Annotated in this window: 21 protein-coding genes and 1 tRNA gene; 12 read left to right on the top strand and 10 right to left on the bottom strand. The window is 61.6% G+C overall.

Annotated elements, in window-relative coordinates:
* Positions 1-86 precede the first annotated feature (86 nt).
* From FS665_RS08155 to FS665_RS08120, 9 genes are all read left to right on the top strand, one after another.
* Positions 87-845, top strand: coding sequence for a helix-turn-helix transcriptional regulator (locus FS665_RS08155; protein WP_145186416.1), 759 nt, complete (start codon positions 87-89; stop codon positions 843-845).
* 119 nt (positions 846-964) lie between these two features.
* Complete coding sequence (locus tag FS665_RS08150) at positions 965-1,354, top strand: helix-turn-helix transcriptional regulator (RefSeq protein WP_145186031.1); 390 nt, start codon at positions 965-967, stop codon at positions 1,352-1,354.
* Positions 1,355-1,443: 89 nt separating this feature from the next.
* The gene (locus tag FS665_RS23895) at positions 1,444-1,866 is read left to right on the top strand and encodes a carbon storage regulator (RefSeq protein ID WP_145186029.1); all 423 of its coding nucleotides are present in this window, start codon (positions 1,444-1,446) and stop codon (positions 1,864-1,866) included.
* The gene (locus tag FS665_RS08140) at positions 1,856-2,092 is read left to right on the top strand and encodes an Arc family DNA-binding protein (RefSeq protein WP_145186027.1); all 237 of its coding nucleotides are present in this window, start codon (positions 1,856-1,858) and stop codon (positions 2,090-2,092) included. The genes FS665_RS23895 and FS665_RS08140 overlap by 11 nt, the downstream gene beginning before the upstream one ends.
* The gene (locus FS665_RS23370) at positions 2,089-2,232 is read left to right on the top strand and encodes a hypothetical protein (RefSeq protein WP_177333715.1); all 144 of its coding nucleotides are present in this window, start codon (positions 2,089-2,091) and stop codon (positions 2,230-2,232) included. Before FS665_RS08140 ends, FS665_RS23370 begins: the two co-directional genes overlap by 4 nt.
* Positions 2,229-2,963 carry a hypothetical protein gene (locus FS665_RS08135; RefSeq protein WP_145186025.1) on the top strand — a complete coding sequence of 245 codons (735 nt, stop codon included), beginning with the start codon at positions 2,229-2,231 and terminating at the stop codon, positions 2,961-2,963. The genes FS665_RS23370 and FS665_RS08135 overlap by 4 nt, the downstream gene beginning before the upstream one ends.
* A complete protein-coding gene (locus tag FS665_RS08130) occupies positions 2,960-3,280 on the top strand; it encodes a hypothetical protein (protein WP_145186022.1) in 321 nt (106 codons plus the stop codon). The genes FS665_RS08135 and FS665_RS08130 overlap by 4 nt, the downstream gene beginning before the upstream one ends.
* A gap of 50 nt (positions 3,281-3,330) precedes the next feature.
* Entirely contained in the window at positions 3,331-3,648 is a 318-nt protein-coding gene (locus tag FS665_RS08125) for a hypothetical protein (RefSeq protein WP_256675062.1), read from the top strand.
* The gene (locus FS665_RS08120; protein WP_145186018.1) at positions 3,645-3,896 is read left to right on the top strand and encodes an AlpA family transcriptional regulator; all 252 of its coding nucleotides are present in this window, start codon (positions 3,645-3,647) and stop codon (positions 3,894-3,896) included. Before FS665_RS08125 ends, FS665_RS08120 begins: the two co-directional genes overlap by 4 nt.
* A 224-nt stretch (positions 3,897-4,120) precedes the next feature.
* Here the strand turns inward: FS665_RS08120 and FS665_RS08115 are convergent, their stop codons facing one another.
* The 7 genes from FS665_RS08115 to dapA form a co-directional block, all read right to left on the bottom strand.
* Complete coding sequence (locus tag FS665_RS08115; protein WP_145186015.1) at positions 4,121-4,678, bottom strand: hypothetical protein; 558 nt, start codon at positions 4,676-4,678, stop codon at positions 4,121-4,123.
* Between the two features lie 156 nt (positions 4,679-4,834).
* Positions 4,835-5,812: a site-specific integrase gene (locus tag FS665_RS08110; protein WP_145186011.1), complete on the bottom strand. Its 978-nt coding sequence runs from the start codon at positions 5,810-5,812 to the stop codon at positions 4,835-4,837.
* 109 nt (positions 5,813-5,921) lie between these two features.
* Positions 5,922-6,011: transfer RNA gene (locus tag FS665_RS08105), tRNA-Ser, on the bottom strand.
* 91 nt (positions 6,012-6,102) lie between these two features.
* Positions 6,103-6,813: a phosphoribosylaminoimidazolesuccinocarboxamide synthase gene (gene purC, locus FS665_RS08100; protein WP_016392503.1), complete on the bottom strand. Its 711-nt coding sequence runs from the start codon at positions 6,811-6,813 to the stop codon at positions 6,103-6,105.
* A gap of 30 nt (positions 6,814-6,843) precedes the next feature.
* A complete protein-coding gene (locus FS665_RS08095) occupies positions 6,844-7,602 on the bottom strand; it encodes an MBL fold metallo-hydrolase (protein ID WP_145186008.1) in 759 nt (252 codons plus the stop codon).
* Positions 7,603-8,721 (bottom strand): outer membrane protein assembly factor BamC, encoded by a 1,119-nt coding sequence (bamC, locus tag FS665_RS08090; RefSeq protein WP_145186005.1) that lies wholly within the window; start codon positions 8,719-8,721, stop codon positions 7,603-7,605. It lies immediately after the preceding gene.
* A 15-nt stretch (positions 8,722-8,736) separates the two neighbouring features.
* Positions 8,737-9,624: a 4-hydroxy-tetrahydrodipicolinate synthase gene (gene dapA / locus FS665_RS08085; protein ID WP_145186002.1), complete on the bottom strand. Its 888-nt coding sequence runs from the start codon at positions 9,622-9,624 to the stop codon at positions 8,737-8,739.
* A 260-nt stretch (positions 9,625-9,884) separates the two neighbouring features.
* Between dapA and FS665_RS08080 the strand changes: the two genes are divergently transcribed.
* Together FS665_RS08080 and FS665_RS08075 are read left to right on the top strand one after the other, a co-directional pair.
* Positions 9,885-10,445: a glycine cleavage system protein R gene (locus FS665_RS08080; RefSeq protein ID WP_145185999.1), complete on the top strand. Its 561-nt coding sequence runs from the start codon at positions 9,885-9,887 to the stop codon at positions 10,443-10,445.
* A 10-nt stretch (positions 10,446-10,455) separates the two neighbouring features.
* Positions 10,456-10,929 carry a peroxiredoxin gene (locus FS665_RS08075; RefSeq protein WP_145185996.1) on the top strand — a complete coding sequence of 158 codons (474 nt, stop codon included), beginning with the start codon at positions 10,456-10,458 and terminating at the stop codon, positions 10,927-10,929.
* A 28-nt stretch (positions 10,930-10,957) separates the two neighbouring features.
* Here the strand turns inward: FS665_RS08075 and FS665_RS08070 are convergent, their stop codons facing one another.
* Positions 10,958-12,028 (bottom strand): AI-2E family transporter, encoded by a 1,071-nt coding sequence (locus FS665_RS08070; protein WP_145185993.1) that lies wholly within the window; start codon positions 12,026-12,028, stop codon positions 10,958-10,960.
* Positions 12,029-12,047: 19 nt separating this feature from the next.
* Positions 12,048-12,287, bottom strand: a complete 240-nt coding sequence (locus tag FS665_RS08065) for a sulfurtransferase TusA family protein (RefSeq protein ID WP_145185990.1) — start codon at positions 12,285-12,287, stop codon at positions 12,048-12,050.
* A 116-nt stretch (positions 12,288-12,403) separates the two neighbouring features.
* Between FS665_RS08065 and FS665_RS08060 the strand changes: the two genes are divergently transcribed.
* Positions 12,404-13,840 carry a M48 family metalloprotease gene (locus FS665_RS08060; protein WP_145185987.1) on the top strand — a complete coding sequence of 479 codons (1,437 nt, stop codon included), beginning with the start codon at positions 12,404-12,406 and terminating at the stop codon, positions 13,838-13,840.
* Positions 13,841-13,874: 34 nt separating this feature from the next.
* Here FS665_RS08060 and nadA read toward each other — a convergent pair whose 3' ends face one another.
* A complete protein-coding gene (gene nadA, locus FS665_RS08055; RefSeq protein WP_145185984.1) occupies positions 13,875-14,933 on the bottom strand; it encodes a quinolinate synthase NadA in 1,059 nt (352 codons plus the stop codon).
* Positions 14,934-15,094 lie beyond the last annotated feature (161 nt).

Here is a 15,094-nt window from a genome sequence, read left to right as displayed (position 1 = left end):
ATTGCTGCCGAGACTACAGCCGCGCGCCTTCAATTACAAACGATATTTGCAATGCCAACTACAGCGGACGCTTGTAACCTATGGAAATGAATACACCCACCATCGCACAAGCTATCGCTGAAGCCCGAGAGCGTCTTGGAATCAACCAGTCTGAGCTTGCTCGGCGTCTAGGTATTACCCCTCAGTCGGTCCAAGCCTGGGAGTCCGGGAGATCTTTCCCCCGTCCTTCGAAGTACAATGAAATCGCGAACGTTCTTTGCATCAGGCCCCAGGTGCTCCTCGCGGCGAGTGGCATGATGAGCGTGAAAACAGCTGCTGAGTTTGTTGCAGATGCAGGAATCACACTCGATAAACCGATCGGCGAGCATCTTTCGCGCATCAGGATCTGGGATGAATCTACGCCTCTGGATGATGACGAGGTATACGTCCCATATCTGCGCGAGGTCGAGCTGTCTGCGGGCTCTGGTCGCTTCGCAATCGAGGAAGGCCCTACCTCAAGACTCCGTTTTTCAAAGCAAGATCTGCGCGACAATGGCGTCCAGTTCTCCAATGCAAAGTGTGTTTCAGTCACCGGAAATAGCATGTCGCCCGTCCTGCGGGACGGCGCGACGGTTGGCGTGAACGTTGGTAAAAACCAGCTCACCGATGTTGTTGATGGCGAAATGTATGCCGTCAGCCACAACGGTCAATTGCGCATCAAACAGCTATTTCGCCTGCCAAGCGGCCTGCGCATGCGTAGCTTCAATCGCGATGATTTTCCTGATGAGGACTATTCGTTCCAGCAGCTGCAGGACGAGCAAATCACTATCATCGGGCATGTCTTCTGGTGGGGAATGTTCGCCTAACCGCACCGCCTGAGGCCGCTTGAGCGGCCTTAACTTTGCCGCGATTTACAAATTTCGTTTGCAATTGGAAATTTTAGGCTGTAATTTTCACTCCATAGCGACCAGCATGGAGTAGCAAGATGCACGCCGAGACGATCACCGCAAACGGATTTGTCGGCTTCCTAGGCCGTGGGGCAGCACCCCGCGAGCTGGAATGCCTAATGGCAATCGCATCTGGCCAGACCTCCAAGGAAGCCGCCAAGCAACTGGGAATATCGGCCGGGTCGATCGACAAGCGCCTCCTAGCCCTGACTACAAAGCTCGGAGTGCACCGCCGCGCCGCGATGGTTGCGGAAGCGTTCAAGCGCGGAATGATTCAGCCAGCAGTGGTTGCTCTGTGCGCGATTTTGGTAGGCAACTCCGTTACCAGTACCACCGAAGAATTCACCCGTGTTCGCCGCCCAGGCGAGCGCAGCATCGCCTCATCTCGGATCTACCGGCGCGCCGAGTGCGCCCTGGCGGTGGCGTGAAGCCTTCCGCCTGATTTGACCAAAGCAGTTTTTTGCGAAAGCCATCAATCGCGGCAGGCCCCCGGCTTGCCTGTAATAAGGAGATTCACATGCTCATGCTCACACGCAACGTCGGAAAGGCAATCGTCATCGCCGGCAACATCCGCGTGACGGTATCAGCCGTAAATGGCCACCAGGTTCGCCTCGGCATCGCGGCTCCGGCCGGCGTGGTCGTTGATCGCGAGGAGATCCACCGGCGCCGGATCGAGGACGGCACGGCGCAGGAGGCGCCAGCGTTCAACATCGATGATCACGTCAAGCTGGTAGCTGACGCACGCCGGTACCGCGTGCTGCGCGACCGAGTGTGCATTGACGATCCAAGCAGCATCGTGCTGGCCACCCAAGGAGATACGGTCATTGGCGGCGGCGACCTTGATCGCGCGCTGGATGAGGAGCTGCGCCTAGAAGCCTTGGAGCAGCCGGTGGTGCAGAGCATGGCAGCCAACCCATTGGAGGTGTCCAATGGCCTTTGAATACGGCTCGCGCACGGCTGACAAATTCGTCGTGCGCCTCCCTGATGGGATGCGCGACGAGGTGGCCAAGGCTGCGGAAGCGGACGATCGCTCCATGAACTCGCTGATCGTGAAGGCGATCCGGGAATACCTGGGCCTGCAGCAGCGCCAGCAGGTGCTGCTCGGCGCCCTTGTGCTGGCGAATCAAATGCAGGCCCAGCAGGAGCAGCAGGAGCAGCAGCCGTGAGCCGCGCATCCCTGCTGTTGCAACTGTGGGATGCCCTCCAGCATCGCGAAACCACCTTCGGCCAGGTCGCCGCTCTGTCCGCCGCGTGCGGCCTGGACGGGCGCCGAGTGCTGGCCGACCACTTCCGGAGGCTGTCATGAACAAGCGCCGCTCGATCAACCCCGCAGCCCTCCCCGCCGTGGGCCAGCCCCTGGGCGGCGGATTCTACGCCGGTCGGATCTTCTTCGACGGCGCCGAGCACGCGGTGATAGATGCAGGCCGGGAGTTCGAAACCATCGCCCAATGGTGGGATCAGCCAGGGCCGCGCGTGACCGTTCGTGGCGCAGCGTCCTTCCATGACGGCTACGCAAACACACTCGCCATGGCTGAGGCTGGCAGTGCCATCGCTCGCAAGGTGCTGGCCATGACAATCCGTGGCCAGCGCGGCTGGCACCTGCCTAGCATTGAGCAGCTGCAGGTCATGCGCGCCAACTTGCTGCAACTGCCCGACTGGGGGCGCTACTGGGACAACCTGCGGTCGGGCGGTCCGGCTCAGGCGTTCACCTACGCCGACTACTGGGGCAGCACGCAGAATGCATCGGGCAGCTCTTGGTGTCTCCACATGCTGCCCTGGTGCACCCCGACCACTAACTGGGCGACCAAGTCGAAGGGCATTCGCCCGGTGCGCACGCTGCTGATCAGCCAGGACGCATACGTGCACGCGCCATCGACCGACACGCCGACCACCGAGGATAATCTTCGCGGCCTGGCCAATGAGGTGGCGGTGGCCACTGTGCTCGAGCGCTTCGTGAACGAGGACGCCGGGAAGTTCTACGGACGCACCGAGGCCCTGGTGGCTGAGCTGGCGGCGCTGGCGGGAGGTCGTCCGTGATCCAGACCCTGATCTCCACAGCCATCAGTGCAATCATCAGCCTGTCGCTGTTGTTCGGCGGGGCTCAGCTCCACCGATTCGCGTTCTACGTCGTGATTGCTTTCAACGTCATGGCCTGGGCGGGCGTGCTCGGCGGCTTGGTTAGTGGCGAGGCAGCCCAGCGGATCATGCAGTACTTCTGGCTGAGCCTTGTCAGCAGCTGCTTCCAATTGTACGCGCTGATCTACAGCGGCCACCCGACGCTCGCTGCCTCCTGTTTCATGGTGTCGTTCTTCATCGCTACTGCGGCGGCGAAGGCCACGGGGGTTTTGTCGTGAACATTATCGCAACCATGGCGCTTCGTAGAGCCCTAGGCAGATGCAACTCAGTGCAGTCGCGCGCCGCTGCTCGAGTGGCTCCAGCCGATGTTGAACCACCAAAGCCGGCCATCGAATCGCTCGTCATCACAGGGCCGATCAATCGGTACATGTTTCTGCAAGGGCGTGACTGGGCTATAGACATGGTCGCCTCCCTCAGGGCGGCACCTCTTGACCTGGTGATCGACCGGTTGATCGGAGCGGCTACGGGGCGGCCTGGCAGCTACGCAGCTGGAATCGAGTCGGTGATTGTTGAACTGAAGAATGCTGACGCGACAGATCAGCATGATGACGAGAACCTGACGCGTCAGGCCGGGAGGAAGGAATGAGCGAAGAAACCGAGGTGCTGACAGTTGAGGGCCTGGCCAAGCTTCTTGGCCGGACCGAGGCGTCGATCAGGGAAGGGATTCGCCGCGGCGTGCCATGGCTGCCCAAGAGCTTCAAGATGGGCAACCGGCACTGCTGGCTGAAAGAGGACGTGCGCAAATTCTTGCGCGAATTTCGGGATGGAGAGCACCAAAGGCCGAAACCAGGACGGAAGAGAAAGGAGCCGCCTCGAGTGAGTCAGGTGGCATGAAAAAGCCCCGAGTAGCGGGGCTTTTTCACATCATGCTGCTTATCGTTTCTGATCAGCAGTCACATGAGGGACTGGCTTACCTTCGCGCTGGCACTGAGCGCGCATTCGATCGTCCAGACGAATGTACTCCTGCATGAAAGCAGTTAGCTCGTCTGACGGGGTTGAACGTTTGATTTTGCTCAAGTCTAGGTTGTGCAAAGCCACGGTAGTCATAGCCATTCCCTTTAGAAAGTCAGGATGCAATCCCGATTTTGGTAGTAGGCAGCCCTCATATGACTGAGGTTGTGCCTATACTGCGCGCCTTGATGCGTCAGGTATTCCATCTCTTCTGAGTACCCTAACGCCTGTAAAAGTTCATCAAACACGGCGTCAAAGGTCTGCACGCCTACTGCCATCTGCTCACGTAGCGGATGGTCCTCAGCCAAATCATCCCGGAACAGGTAATGGTCTGGCGAAGAGTCACAGGGCTGCCTTGGCCTGTGATACATCAAAACTGCTGGCTCGTTCGGTCGGAGCGCGATCACGTTGCCAGGCCGCTTTCTCGTTGCAAAGTAGACCCAGATGAAGGCCGCCGCGCTCATGATGTGCCGTTCCATGTGAATCTCCACAGAAGCCTTGGAGTTCTGGATAGCAATGATCAGAGCAAACGCAGCGCCAACGTCCCCACCGTTGTTGGTCTTCAGGATGATTCGAACCGTACTAGCGTCATCAGCATCGTTCAATGCCGCAATTATTGGGCCAACCGACTCTGCTGAAATTTCAGTAACGATCTCGAAATCCATACTCACCCTAGCACACGAATCCATTCGCCGACCGCGACGAAAAGTTTGCGGATTCTACACATGGATCCGTTCCACTTAAAGTGGAATCTAGGCCATGTGCCATCAAAAGCCAATCCGTTTGTCGCGTGAGATTACGTTTCAGCTAGCTTTTGTAATCTAGCCGAGCTTTTCGGCGAGGTGCTGCGGGCTGAGGTGGGTGTAGCGCTTGAGCATCGCCAGGGTCTTGTGACCCGTGATACTCGCGACCTCCATCATGGTGAAGCCGCGCTCGAAGAAACGACTAGTCGCCTCATGGCGCAGGTCGTGAAGGCGTAGACCTTCAATCCCTGCGGCCACACAGGCCCGCGGAAAGTAGTTGCTGATCGTATTGAGTGCCAAGCTGAAGTACCGTCCGCCACCGATCGGCGTGGGCAGGCCCTCCAGCAGGGCAATCGCCCGGGAGGACAGCGGCACAGCCCGCCTCTCGCCGTTCTTAGTGTCCTCCAGATAAGCCACTTTGCCGCGCACCTGGTCGCGGCGCAGCATCAGCAGCTCAGACCGTCGCATCGCTGTCTCCACCGCCAATTCAATGAATACCGGAAGCTGGGCATTCATCTGAGCGGCCGCCTTGTACAGTCCGGTTAGCTCCGCCGGTGTTGGCCGGCGATCTCTCTCCTTGCTGCCCTTAGGCATGCGGATCGCTCGGCACGGGTTGGTCAGCCCCTCGATTCCCCATTCCTTGGTGGCCACCGTGTAGAGGTGGCTGATCACCGCCAGGTTCAGGCGCACTGTCGCCGTCGACTTCCCTTCCTTAAGCTCAGCATCGCGGTAGGCGGCCATGTCGCTCGAGCGAATGGCAGCCAAACCCTTGCCGGCCAGCTTGTGCTCTTTCCACTTCTTGATGCGGACCCCTTCCTGCTTGGCGCCCTTCTTTGTGGATGTCACCTCCGACAGGTAACGATCCAGGGCTTCAGCCAAGGTGGTGCTTTCGGCCTCGCGCATGTCGACGAAGCGCGCACGGGACATGTCACCCTCAATCTCGGCAGCCCATCGCTGGGCTTCTGCCTTGGTGTCAAAGGTGGCGGAAAGGGTTGGATATCCTTTGCGGCGGATCTGGGCACGCCAGGCATCACCGCGCTTTTCGTAGTAGGCCATGGCGGAATGATAGCGAACGCATGGGGGAATTACACGCTCCCCCATTCCCCCAAAATTCCCCCAAACGAAAAAAGCCCCGAGGGCTATACAGCGCTCGGGGCCTTTAATATGGCGGAGAGATAGGGATTTGAACCCTAGGTACTGTTGCCAGTACAACGGATTTCGAATCCGTCCCGTTCGACCACTCCGGCATCTCTCCAATGCCGCGCATCATACCAGCGTTTTCCTGAAAGGCAAATCTTTTTTCAAAAAAACTCGCGTGGTATCAGGCGCTTGCGTGCGCGTGCAGCTTACAGCGGCACGCCCAGGCGCTTGGCAACTTCTTCGTAGGCTTCGATCACGTCGCCCAGACCCTGACGGAAGCGGTCCTTGTCCATCTTCTTGCGGGTTTCCTTGTCCCACAGGCGGCAGCCGTCCGGGCTGAATTCATCGCCCAGGACGATCTGGCCGTGGAACACGCCGAATTCCAGCTTGAAGTCGACCAGCAGCAGGCCGGCGTCGTCGAACAGCTTGCTCAGCACTTCGTTGACTTTCAGCGACAGCTTCTTCATTTCGACCAGCTGCTCGGCGGTGCCCCAGCCGAACGCGACAACGTGGGATTCGTTGATGAAGGGGTCGCCCTTCTCGTCGTTCTTCAGGAACAGCTCGAAGGTGGACGGCTCCAGCTTGATGCCCTCCTCCACGCCCAAACGCTTGACCAGGCTGCCAGCGGCGTAGTTGCGCACGACGCACTCGACCGGGATCATGTCGAGCTTCTTGACCAGGCACTCGTTGTCGCCCAGCAGCTTGTCGAACTGGGTCGGCACGCCGGCTTCCTCGAGCTTCTGCATGATGAAGGCGTTGAACTTGTTGTTGACCATGCCTTTGCGGTCGAGCTGTTCGATGCGCTTGCCGTCGAACGCCGAAGTGTCGTTACGGAACAGCAGGATCAAGCGGTCGGCGTCGTCGGTCTGGTAAACCGATTTGGCCTTGCCGCGGTAGAGTTCGTCGCGTTTTTCCATGATTGGGCTCCGCTTGCTTGAGGTGTTGGGCTAGGCGATTTCGCGCCAGTCGAGCCCGTGTTCCTGATTCGCCACCTGGAGCCAGTCCGGGTCGCACCCAAGGGTGTCGACGAAGCACTGGCGGGCCACGTGTGGCAGGTTGTTCTTGCTGCTGAGGTGGGCCAGCACCAGGTGCTGCAGGTTGTTCCAGCCCAACTCTTGCACCAGGCGCGCGGCCTGGTGGTTGTTCAAATGCCCGCGCATGCCGCCCACGCGCTGTTTCAAGAAGGCCGGGTAGTGACCGCGGGCCAGCAGGTCACGGCAGTGATTGGCCTCGATCAGCAGTGCGTCCAGGCCCTGGTAGCGCTCCAGCAGCAACGCATCGTACGAGCCCAGGTCGGTGAGCATGCCGAAGCGCCGCTGGCCGTCGCTGAACACGTACTGCAGCGGCTCGAAGGCATCGTGCTCGACACGCGCGGCGCATACTTGCAGATTGCCGAGCTGCAAACGCTCGCCACAAGCGAGAAAACCGGCCGCCTCAACCGGCTTGCGCATGCCGCGCAAGGTCCCTTGGCTGAGGTAGACCGGTACATTGTAGCGCCGTGACAGCAACCCCACCCCATGCACGTGATCGGCATGTTCATGGGTGACCAGCACCGCGCTCAGCTGTGCTGCTGAAACCCCGAGCAGCGCCAGGCGCCGTTCGGTTTCACGCAGGGAAAAGCCGCAGTCGACCAGGATGAAAGTGTCACCACTGGCGATCAGCGTGCCATTTCCCTGGCTCCCGCTTCCGAGTACTGCGAAACGCACTTAACCCAGGTTGTCCTGAATGGCGCTCAGCACGCGGCGGGCGACATCGGCCGGGGCCACAGTGTTGATGTTCTTCTCGACGGTGACCTGCACGCTCTCGCCGACCTTGCTCAGGCGCACCTGGTAACGCTCGGCACGCGCTTCGCGTTCTTCCTTGGTCGGTTCGCTGCCGAACATGCGGCCGAAGAAGCCGGGCTCGTTGTGCTTGTCTTCAGGCTTTTCCGACAGGTTGATGTAGTAAAGGCCAAGGCTGCGGTTGATGTCTTCGACGCGCCACTCGCCACCCTGCTCCAGGGCACGGCCTACGCCAGACCAGGCGCGGTCCAGGTCGGCGCCAAGGAACAGCACCGGGTTACCGCTGCCGTCTTCGCTCAGGCTGACGCGGCTTGGCGCATCGAAGTCGCGCGCGGCCAGCAGCGATACCGAACCGCCTTTCTCGGCGCTGCGGTTCATGCTGGCGAGCATTTCGTCGACCAGCAGGGCATCGGCACCGCTGTTCACCGACGATGCCGGGAACGCCGTGTCGGCGCTGCTGCCGGCCGGGCGCTCGACGCTGACGATGTACACCTCGGAGGTGTTGCGCTGCACGCCTGGCTCGATGCGTACACGCACGCGCACTTCGCTATCGCCGCTGCTGGCGGTGCTCGCCAGGCGCTGGCCCAGCGAGGCCGAGAGCTCATCGAAACGCTGCCAGGTGGTGTTGAATTCGCCGGTCTGCGGACGCTCTTCGGCGATCCGGAAGCCGTTGTCCTCGAAGAACTGACGCGCTACCGGCCAGACTTCGGCCGGTGCGTGCTGAGCCATGACCCAGCGGCTGTTGCCGCTGCGCTGCAGGCTGTAGTCGCTGGCCTGGACGCCGGCCGCCAGCGGCTGCGGGCGCGGCACTTCGAACTCGCCGGTGGCGCTGTCGTCGGCGACGTTGCGTGGAATCGGCAGCAATGGGTCAAGGCGCTTGGCGCTGCTGGCATCGGCCGGCAGTTGCATGGGCGCAGTCGGGTGAGCTTGCAGGTAATCGCTGCCGCGGTCACGGAAATAGCCATCTTCGCCCCACAGCCAGCCACACCCACTGGTGCTGGAGATAATCAGGGCGAGTGCGGAAAGACCAGCCAGTCGCTTCATGCGGTGTACTTCCTCTTAAACCAGTACGCCGGACTGGCGCAAGGCAGTACGGACTTTATCGTGGCACCCTTCGCTCAACCAGGTGAGCGGCAGGCGAATCCCTCTGTGCATCAGGCCCATTTCCACCAGCGCCCATTTCACTGGGATCGGGTTGGCTTCGCAGAACAGGTCTTTGTGCAGCGGCATGAGTTTGTCGTTGATCGCGCGGGCCTTCTCGGCATTGCCCGCAAGGGCGGCCTCGCACAGATCGGCCATTTCGCGCGGGGCGACGTTGGCGGTGACGGAAATATTCCCCTTGCCGCCCATGAGGATCAGCTCGACGGCGGTCGGGTCGTCGCCGGACATGACGATGAAGTCTGGGTCGACGCCGTCCAGGATGGCCTTGGCACGGACCAGGTCGCCGGTGGCTTCCTTGATACCGATGATGTTCTTCACGGTCGACAGACGGATCACGGTCTCGGCCTGCATGTCGCACGAGGTGCGGCCCGGCACGTTATAGAGGATCTGCGGAATGTCGACGGCTTCGGCAATGTGCTTGAAGTGCTGGTACAGGCCTTCCTGGGTCGGCTTGTTGTAGTACGGGACGACCAGCAGGCAGGCATCGGCACCGGCGTTCTTGGCGTTTTGCGTCAGGTGCACGGCTTCGGCAGTGGAGTTGGCGCCGGTGCCGGCGATGACCGGGATCGGCTTCTTGCTGTGCTTGACACGCTCGACCACGTGCTTGATGACCAGGATGTGTTCTTCGACATCCAGCGTGGCCGACTCACCGGTGGTGCCAACAGCGACGATCGCGTGGGTGCCGTTTTCCAGGTGGAAGTCTACAAGTTTGTCGAGGCTTGCCCAATCAAGACGCCCTTGTGCATCCATGGGTGTGACCAACGCCACCATACTGCCCGCAATCATGTAACTGCTCCTGCCGGAAAAAGAGAGCGGTAATGGTACTGGGGGCATCGACCTTGCACAAGCGAAGCAGGCGGGCGGAGCATTCCCCTCGGCGGCTTATTTCGCTACCCTTGATCCTTTGATCGGTGCAGCACGGCCCGCCGGGCCGCCGACCCTGCTCCACGGCCAGCGTCCACGTCCTCGCATGCGAGCCCAGGGCCCTGCCGACAGGAGGCTTTCGCCTGTCCTGCACCGACCGCTCATCGCTTTAGGAATGCTGCATGTCCACCCCCACCGTCCGCGAACAATTCCTTGTCATCAGCGCCCTGGGTCCAAACCCGATGGAGCTGGCCAACGTGCTCAGCCGCGCTGCTTTCGAAAACCGCTGCGCCGTGGTCACCTCGCGCCTGAGCCGCCACGGCGAGACCAGCGCCCTGGTGCTGCAGGTCGGTGGCAGCTGGGACGCCCTGGCGCGCCTCGAAGCCACCCTGCCTGGCCTGGGCAAGAAGCATGGCCTGACCCTCGATGTGGTGCGCAGCGCCGACCAGGAAGTCCGCCCCCAGGCCCTGCCCTACGTGGCCTACGTCAGCGCCGCCTACCGCCCGGACATCATCAGCGAGCTGTGCCAGTTCTTCCTCGACCACCGCGTCGAACTCGACGCCATGACCTGCGACACCTACCTGGCGCCGCAAACCGGCAGCAGCATGCTCAATGCTCAATTCACCGTCATCCTGCCGGCCGGCACCCAGATCAGCTGGCTGCGTGACCAGTTCCTGGACTTCGCCGACGCGTTGAACCTCGACGCCCTGATCGAACCGTGGCGCCCGCAGAATCCCGTATAAGGAGCCGACCATGGCTGTAGCAATCGACCAACCGGTCGCCGACTTCCAGGCCCAGGCCACCAACGGCCAGACCGTCAGCCTGAGCGCGCTCAAGGGCCAGCAAGTGGTGCTGTACTTCTACCCCAAGGACAGCACCCCGGGTTGCACCACCCAAGGCCAGGGCTTTCGCGACCAGCAGCCAGCTTTCGCCGCTGCCAATACCGTGGTCTTCGGCATTTCGCGCGACGGCATCAAGTCGCACGAGAACTTCAAGGCCAAGCAGGGCTTCACTTTCGAGTTGATCAGCGACAAGGACGAAGCCTTGTGCCAACTGTTCGATGTAATCAAGTTGAAGAAGCTGTACGGCAAGGAGTACCTGGGCGTTGACCGCAGCACCTTCCTGATCGACAAGGACGGTGTACTGCGTCAGGAATGGCGTGGAGTGAAAGTGCCGGGGCATGTGGATGCCGTGCTGGCGGCTGCGCAAAGCCTCAACAAGGCTTGAGCTTGCCCCCAGAGCGGCCTTGATCACGCTAAAGCAGCGGCGAGACGCTGGGCTCCTGGCGCGGCCAGGCGTCCAGTACGGCCTTGATCAGGGTCGCCAGCGGAATGGCGAAAAAGATGCCCCAAAAGCCCCACAGGCCGCCGAATAGCAGAACCGCGCAGATGATCGCCACCGGGTGCAGGCTCACCGCTTCGGAGAACAGCAGCGGGACCAGCACGTTGCCGTCGAGCGCCTGAATGATTGCATACACGGTCATCAGGTAAATGAACTGATCGCCCCAGCCCCACTGGAACAGCGCGATCAGTGTCACCGGTACGGTCACCACCACAGCGCCGACATAAGGCACCACCACCGACAAGCCGACCAGCAATGCCAGCAACGCAGCGTAGTTGAGGCCCAAGGTGATGAAGGCGATGTAGGTCGCGATGCCGCAGATCAGAATCTCGATGCCCTTGCCGCGTATGTAATTGGCGATCTGCCGGTTCATCTCGTTGCCCACCCGATTGAGCAAGGTACGTTGGCGCGGCAAGTAGCCGCTGACCCAGCGGCCGATCAACTCGCGGTCCTTGAGAAAGAAGAACACCAGGATCGGCACCAGCACCAGGTAGATCATGGCGTTGACCAGCAGCGGCAGGCTCGACAGCGAGAACGTCAGCGCCCATTGGCCGAACTTGCCGATCTCGCCCCGCACCGATTCGATCGCATGCAGCACCTGCTCGTCCGACACCAGGTGTGGGTAGCGCTCGGGCAACAGCAGCAACAGCGACTGCCACTTGCCGAGCATGCCTGGCAGCTCGTTGAACAGGGTGATGAGCTGGTGCCACAGCAGCGGCACCAGCACCAGCAGAAACACTGCCAGTGCCCCCATGAACAAGGCGAACACCACGAACACTGCCAAGCGGGTCGGTACCCGCAGGCGCTCCAACGCATTGACCAGCCCTTGCATCAGGAACGCCAGGACCATGCCCGCGAGCACCGGTGCAAGCATGCCACCGAGGGTAAGCACGACCGTGAAGGCCAGGAACAGCAAGACCGCCAGCACCACCGCCTGCTCATCGGAGAAGTAGCGTTGCATCCAGTCGCGAAGCACTTTGAACATTGACGATCCTTGGACAGACTCAGGCTTTGCGCAGCCAGTAGGTATAGGTGCCGGCCTCGGCCGTCTCGTGCAGCAGCGTGTGACCTGCCAGCTGGGCGAACGTGCGGAAGTCGCGTTGCGAACCTGCGTCGGTGGCGACGATCTTCAGGACCGCGCCGCTGGCCAGGCGGTTGAGTTCCATCTTGGCCTTGAGCAGCGGCAGCGGGCAGTTCAGCCCTTTGGCATCGAGTTCGGCGTCGCAGGTCAGGGTGTCACTCATCAGGCGCATCTCCGGGCGAGGCGAAAAGTCTGGGAAAAGCCCGCTAGCATACCGCCACTGGTCGGCATCGCGCGACCCGGCTACAGTAAGCCTTTTTGACCGACGTGAGCCTGTGCATGAATCTACTGCGCCCTACTCTGCTGACGCTGGCCTGCCTGATGGCCCTGCCCAGCCACGCCGACGACCTGCCGTCACTGGGCGATGCCAGCTCCGCGATCGTCTCGCCCCAGCAGGAACACCAGCTTGGCCGCGCCTGGCTGAGCCTGCTGCGTGGCCAGGTCAATCAGCTCAACGACCCGCAACTCAAGGATTACGTCGAGACCACGGTGTACCGCCTGGCCGAAACCAGCCAGCTGCAGGACCGGCGTCTTGAATTCATCCTCATCGACAGCCGTGAACTCAATGCCTTCGCCGCACCCGGCGGCATCGTCGGGGTCAACGGCGGACTGTTCCTCAATGCCCAGACCGAAGGCGAGTATGCCTCGGTACTGGCGCACGAACTGGCGCACTTGTCGCAACGCCACTTCGCCCGCGGGATCGAAGCCCAGCAACGCATGCAACTGCCGATGATGGCGGCGCTGCTGGCCGGTATCGTGCTGGCCGCAGGCGGAGCTGGCGATGCGGGCATCGGCATGATCGCCGGCACCCAGGCGGCAGCGATCCAGGAACAGCGCCGCTTTTCCCGGCAGAACGAACAGGAAGCCGACCGTGTGGGCATCCAGAACCTGGAAAAGGCTGGATACGACCCGCGCAACATGCCGACCATGTTCGAGCGGCTGGCGCGCCAGTACCGCTTCGACGCCAAGCCACCGGAATTTCTGCTGACGCACCCGGTGACCGAATCGCGCATCGCCGATACCCGCAACCGTGCCGAGCAAGCACCCAAGGGCGGGGTCGAGGACAGCCAGCGTTATCAGCTGATCCGCGCCCGTGTCGCCCTCACCTACGAAGGCACGCCGGGCCTCGCCGCCAAGCGCTTTCGCGCCCAGCTTGACGAAGACCCCAAGCTCGATGCCGCACGCTATGGCCTGGCCCTGGCGCAGATCAAGGGCGGGCAGCTCAACGACGCACGGGAGAACCTCAAGCCGCTGCTGGCCAAAGCGCCGAACGACATCACCTACAACCTGGCGCAGATCGACCTGGACATCACCAACAACCGCCTGGCCGATGCGCAACAGCGCGCCGAGCGCATGCAGGGGCTGTATCCGGGCAACTACCCGCTGAAACAGGTGCGCGCCGATCTGCTGGTCAAGCAGAACAAGCCGGCCGAAGCGGAAAAGGTCCTAAACGACTTGCTCAAGAGCCGTCCCGATGATCCGGACGTCTGGTATGACATGGCTGAAGTGCGTGGCCTCTCAGGCAATACCATCGGCCTGCACCGGGCACGGGCAGAGTACTTCACCTTGGTGGGGGATTTCGATCAGGCGATCCAGCAGCTTGACTACGCCAAGCGCCGAGCCGGCAGCAACTTCCCGCTGGCCTCGCAGATCGACCAACGCCAGCGCGAGATCATGGAGCAGAAGCGCATGGTGCAGGACATGATGGGGCGCTGATGCTGCTGGGGCCGCTGTTGCGGCCCCGCTCAGTTCAAGCGTTACCGGACAGCTTCAGGCGCGCAGCCTGGGTGAAGTCCAACATGCGGTTCAACGGCTTGAGCGCCTTGGGCACCAGCGCCGGGTCGACGAAGATCTCGTTGCTGCCGCTGCGCAGGCAATCGAGCACCCGCTCCAGGGTGTTCATCGCCATCCACGGGCAGTGGGCGCAACTGCGGCAGGCAGCGCCATTACCGGCCGTGGGTGCTTCGACGAATTCCTTGTCAGGGCACAACTGCTGCATCTTGTAGAAGATGCCGCGGTCGGTGGCGACGATGAAGGTCTTGTTCGGCAAGGTTTGCGCAGCCTTGATCAGCTGACTGGTGGAGCCCACCGCGTCGGCCAGCGCGATCACCGCTTCAGGCGATTCAGGGTGCACCAGGATCGCAGCGTCCGGGTACAGGGCCTTCATGTCGGCCAATTGGCGCGACTTGAACTCCTCATGGACGATGCAGGCGCCATCCCACAGCAGCATGTCGGCGCCGGTCTGCTTCTGGATGTAGCGACCCAGGTGCTGATCCGGCCCCCAGATGATGGTCTCGCCGTTGTCCATCAGGCTTTCGACGATTTCCAGTGCGCAGCTTGAGGTCACTACCCAGTCGGCGCGCGCCTTCACCGCCGCCGAGGTGTTGGCGTATACCACCACGGTGCGTTCCGGATGCTGGTCGCAGAACGCCGAGAACGCTTCGACCGGGCAGCCCAGGTCGAGCGAGCAGGTTGCCTCGAGGGTCGGCATCAGCACGCGCTTGTGTGGGGTGAGAATCTTCGCGGTTTCGCCCATGAAGCGCACACCGGCGACGATCACCGTCTCGGCTGGGTGGTTCTTGCCGAAGCGCGCCATTTCCAGCGAATCGGACACGCACCCGCCGGTTTCTTCAGCCAGCGCCTGGATCACCGGGTCGCAGTAATAATGCGCCACCAGCACCGCATTCTGGGCTTTGAGCTCGGCAGCGATGGCCGCACGGTATTCAGCCTCCTGCTCGGCGGACAGCGGGTTGGGCTGAATGGCATCGAGGTGGGCCTGAACCAACAGGCGTTCGGAAATCTGGGTCATGATCGCTGGACCTGCAGGCGCGCACGCGCATCGAATCGAGTGTATCACCCGGCCCTGACAGATCGGCTAAGGGTGCCGGACGGCAAGCCGCCACGGCCTCTGCGGGCGCGGATTATTATCGGATGGCGAAGGCTACAGACAATCCCGGCAATTCAAAAGCG

Origin of the sequence: Pseudomonas sp. URMO17WK12:I11 (genome assembly GCF_007677725.1) — a bacterium.
GTDB lineage: Bacteria > Pseudomonadota > Gammaproteobacteria > Pseudomonadales > Pseudomonadaceae > Aquipseudomonas.
Note: the sequence above shows the minus strand (reverse complement) of the source record. Positions and strands in the feature narration are given on the sequence as shown.

What these genes read in the sequence shown, in the direction of transcription:
- bamC (WP_145186005.1), bottom strand. Translation starts at nt 8,721, where the DNA reads ATGAAGCGACTGGCTGGTCTTTCCGCACTCGCCCTGATTATCTCCAGC.
- FS665_RS08070 (WP_145185993.1), bottom strand. Translation starts at nt 12,028, where the DNA reads ATGTTCAAAGTGCTTCGCGACTGGATGCAACGCTACTTCTCCGATGAG.
- FS665_RS08060 (WP_145185987.1), top strand. Translation starts at nt 12,404, where the DNA reads ATGAATCTACTGCGCCCTACTCTGCTGACGCTGGCCTGCCTGATGGCC.
- FS665_RS08115 (WP_145186015.1), bottom strand. Translation starts at nt 4,678, where the DNA reads ATGGATTTCGAGATCGTTACTGAAATTTCAGCAGAGTCGGTTGGCCCA.
- FS665_RS08120 (WP_145186018.1), top strand. Translation starts at nt 3,645, where the DNA reads ATGAGCGAAGAAACCGAGGTGCTGACAGTTGAGGGCCTGGCCAAGCTT.
- dapA (WP_145186002.1), bottom strand. Translation starts at nt 9,624, where the DNA reads ATGATTGCGGGCAGTATGGTGGCGTTGGTCACACCCATGGATGCACAA.
- purC (WP_016392503.1), bottom strand. Translation starts at nt 6,813, where the DNA reads ATGGAAAAACGCGACGAACTCTACCGCGGCAAGGCCAAATCGGTTTAC.
- FS665_RS08065 (WP_145185990.1), bottom strand. Translation starts at nt 12,287, where the DNA reads ATGAGTGACACCCTGACCTGCGACGCCGAACTCGATGCCAAAGGGCTG.
- FS665_RS08150 (WP_145186031.1), top strand. Translation starts at nt 965, where the DNA reads ATGCACGCCGAGACGATCACCGCAAACGGATTTGTCGGCTTCCTAGGC.
- FS665_RS08110 (WP_145186011.1), bottom strand. Translation starts at nt 5,812, where the DNA reads ATGGCCTACTACGAAAAGCGCGGTGATGCCTGGCGTGCCCAGATCCGC.
- FS665_RS08080 (WP_145185999.1), top strand. Translation starts at nt 9,885, where the DNA reads ATGTCCACCCCCACCGTCCGCGAACAATTCCTTGTCATCAGCGCCCTG.
- FS665_RS08075 (WP_145185996.1), top strand. Translation starts at nt 10,456, where the DNA reads ATGGCTGTAGCAATCGACCAACCGGTCGCCGACTTCCAGGCCCAGGCC.
- FS665_RS08140 (WP_145186027.1), top strand. Translation starts at nt 1,856, where the DNA reads ATGGCCTTTGAATACGGCTCGCGCACGGCTGACAAATTCGTCGTGCGC.
- FS665_RS08155 (WP_145186416.1), top strand. Translation starts at nt 87, where the DNA reads ATGAATACACCCACCATCGCACAAGCTATCGCTGAAGCCCGAGAGCGT.
- FS665_RS23895 (WP_145186029.1), top strand. Translation starts at nt 1,444, where the DNA reads ATGCTCATGCTCACACGCAACGTCGGAAAGGCAATCGTCATCGCCGGC.
- nadA (WP_145185984.1), bottom strand. Translation starts at nt 14,933, where the DNA reads ATGACCCAGATTTCCGAACGCCTGTTGGTTCAGGCCCACCTCGATGCC.
- FS665_RS08135 (WP_145186025.1), top strand. Translation starts at nt 2,229, where the DNA reads ATGAACAAGCGCCGCTCGATCAACCCCGCAGCCCTCCCCGCCGTGGGC.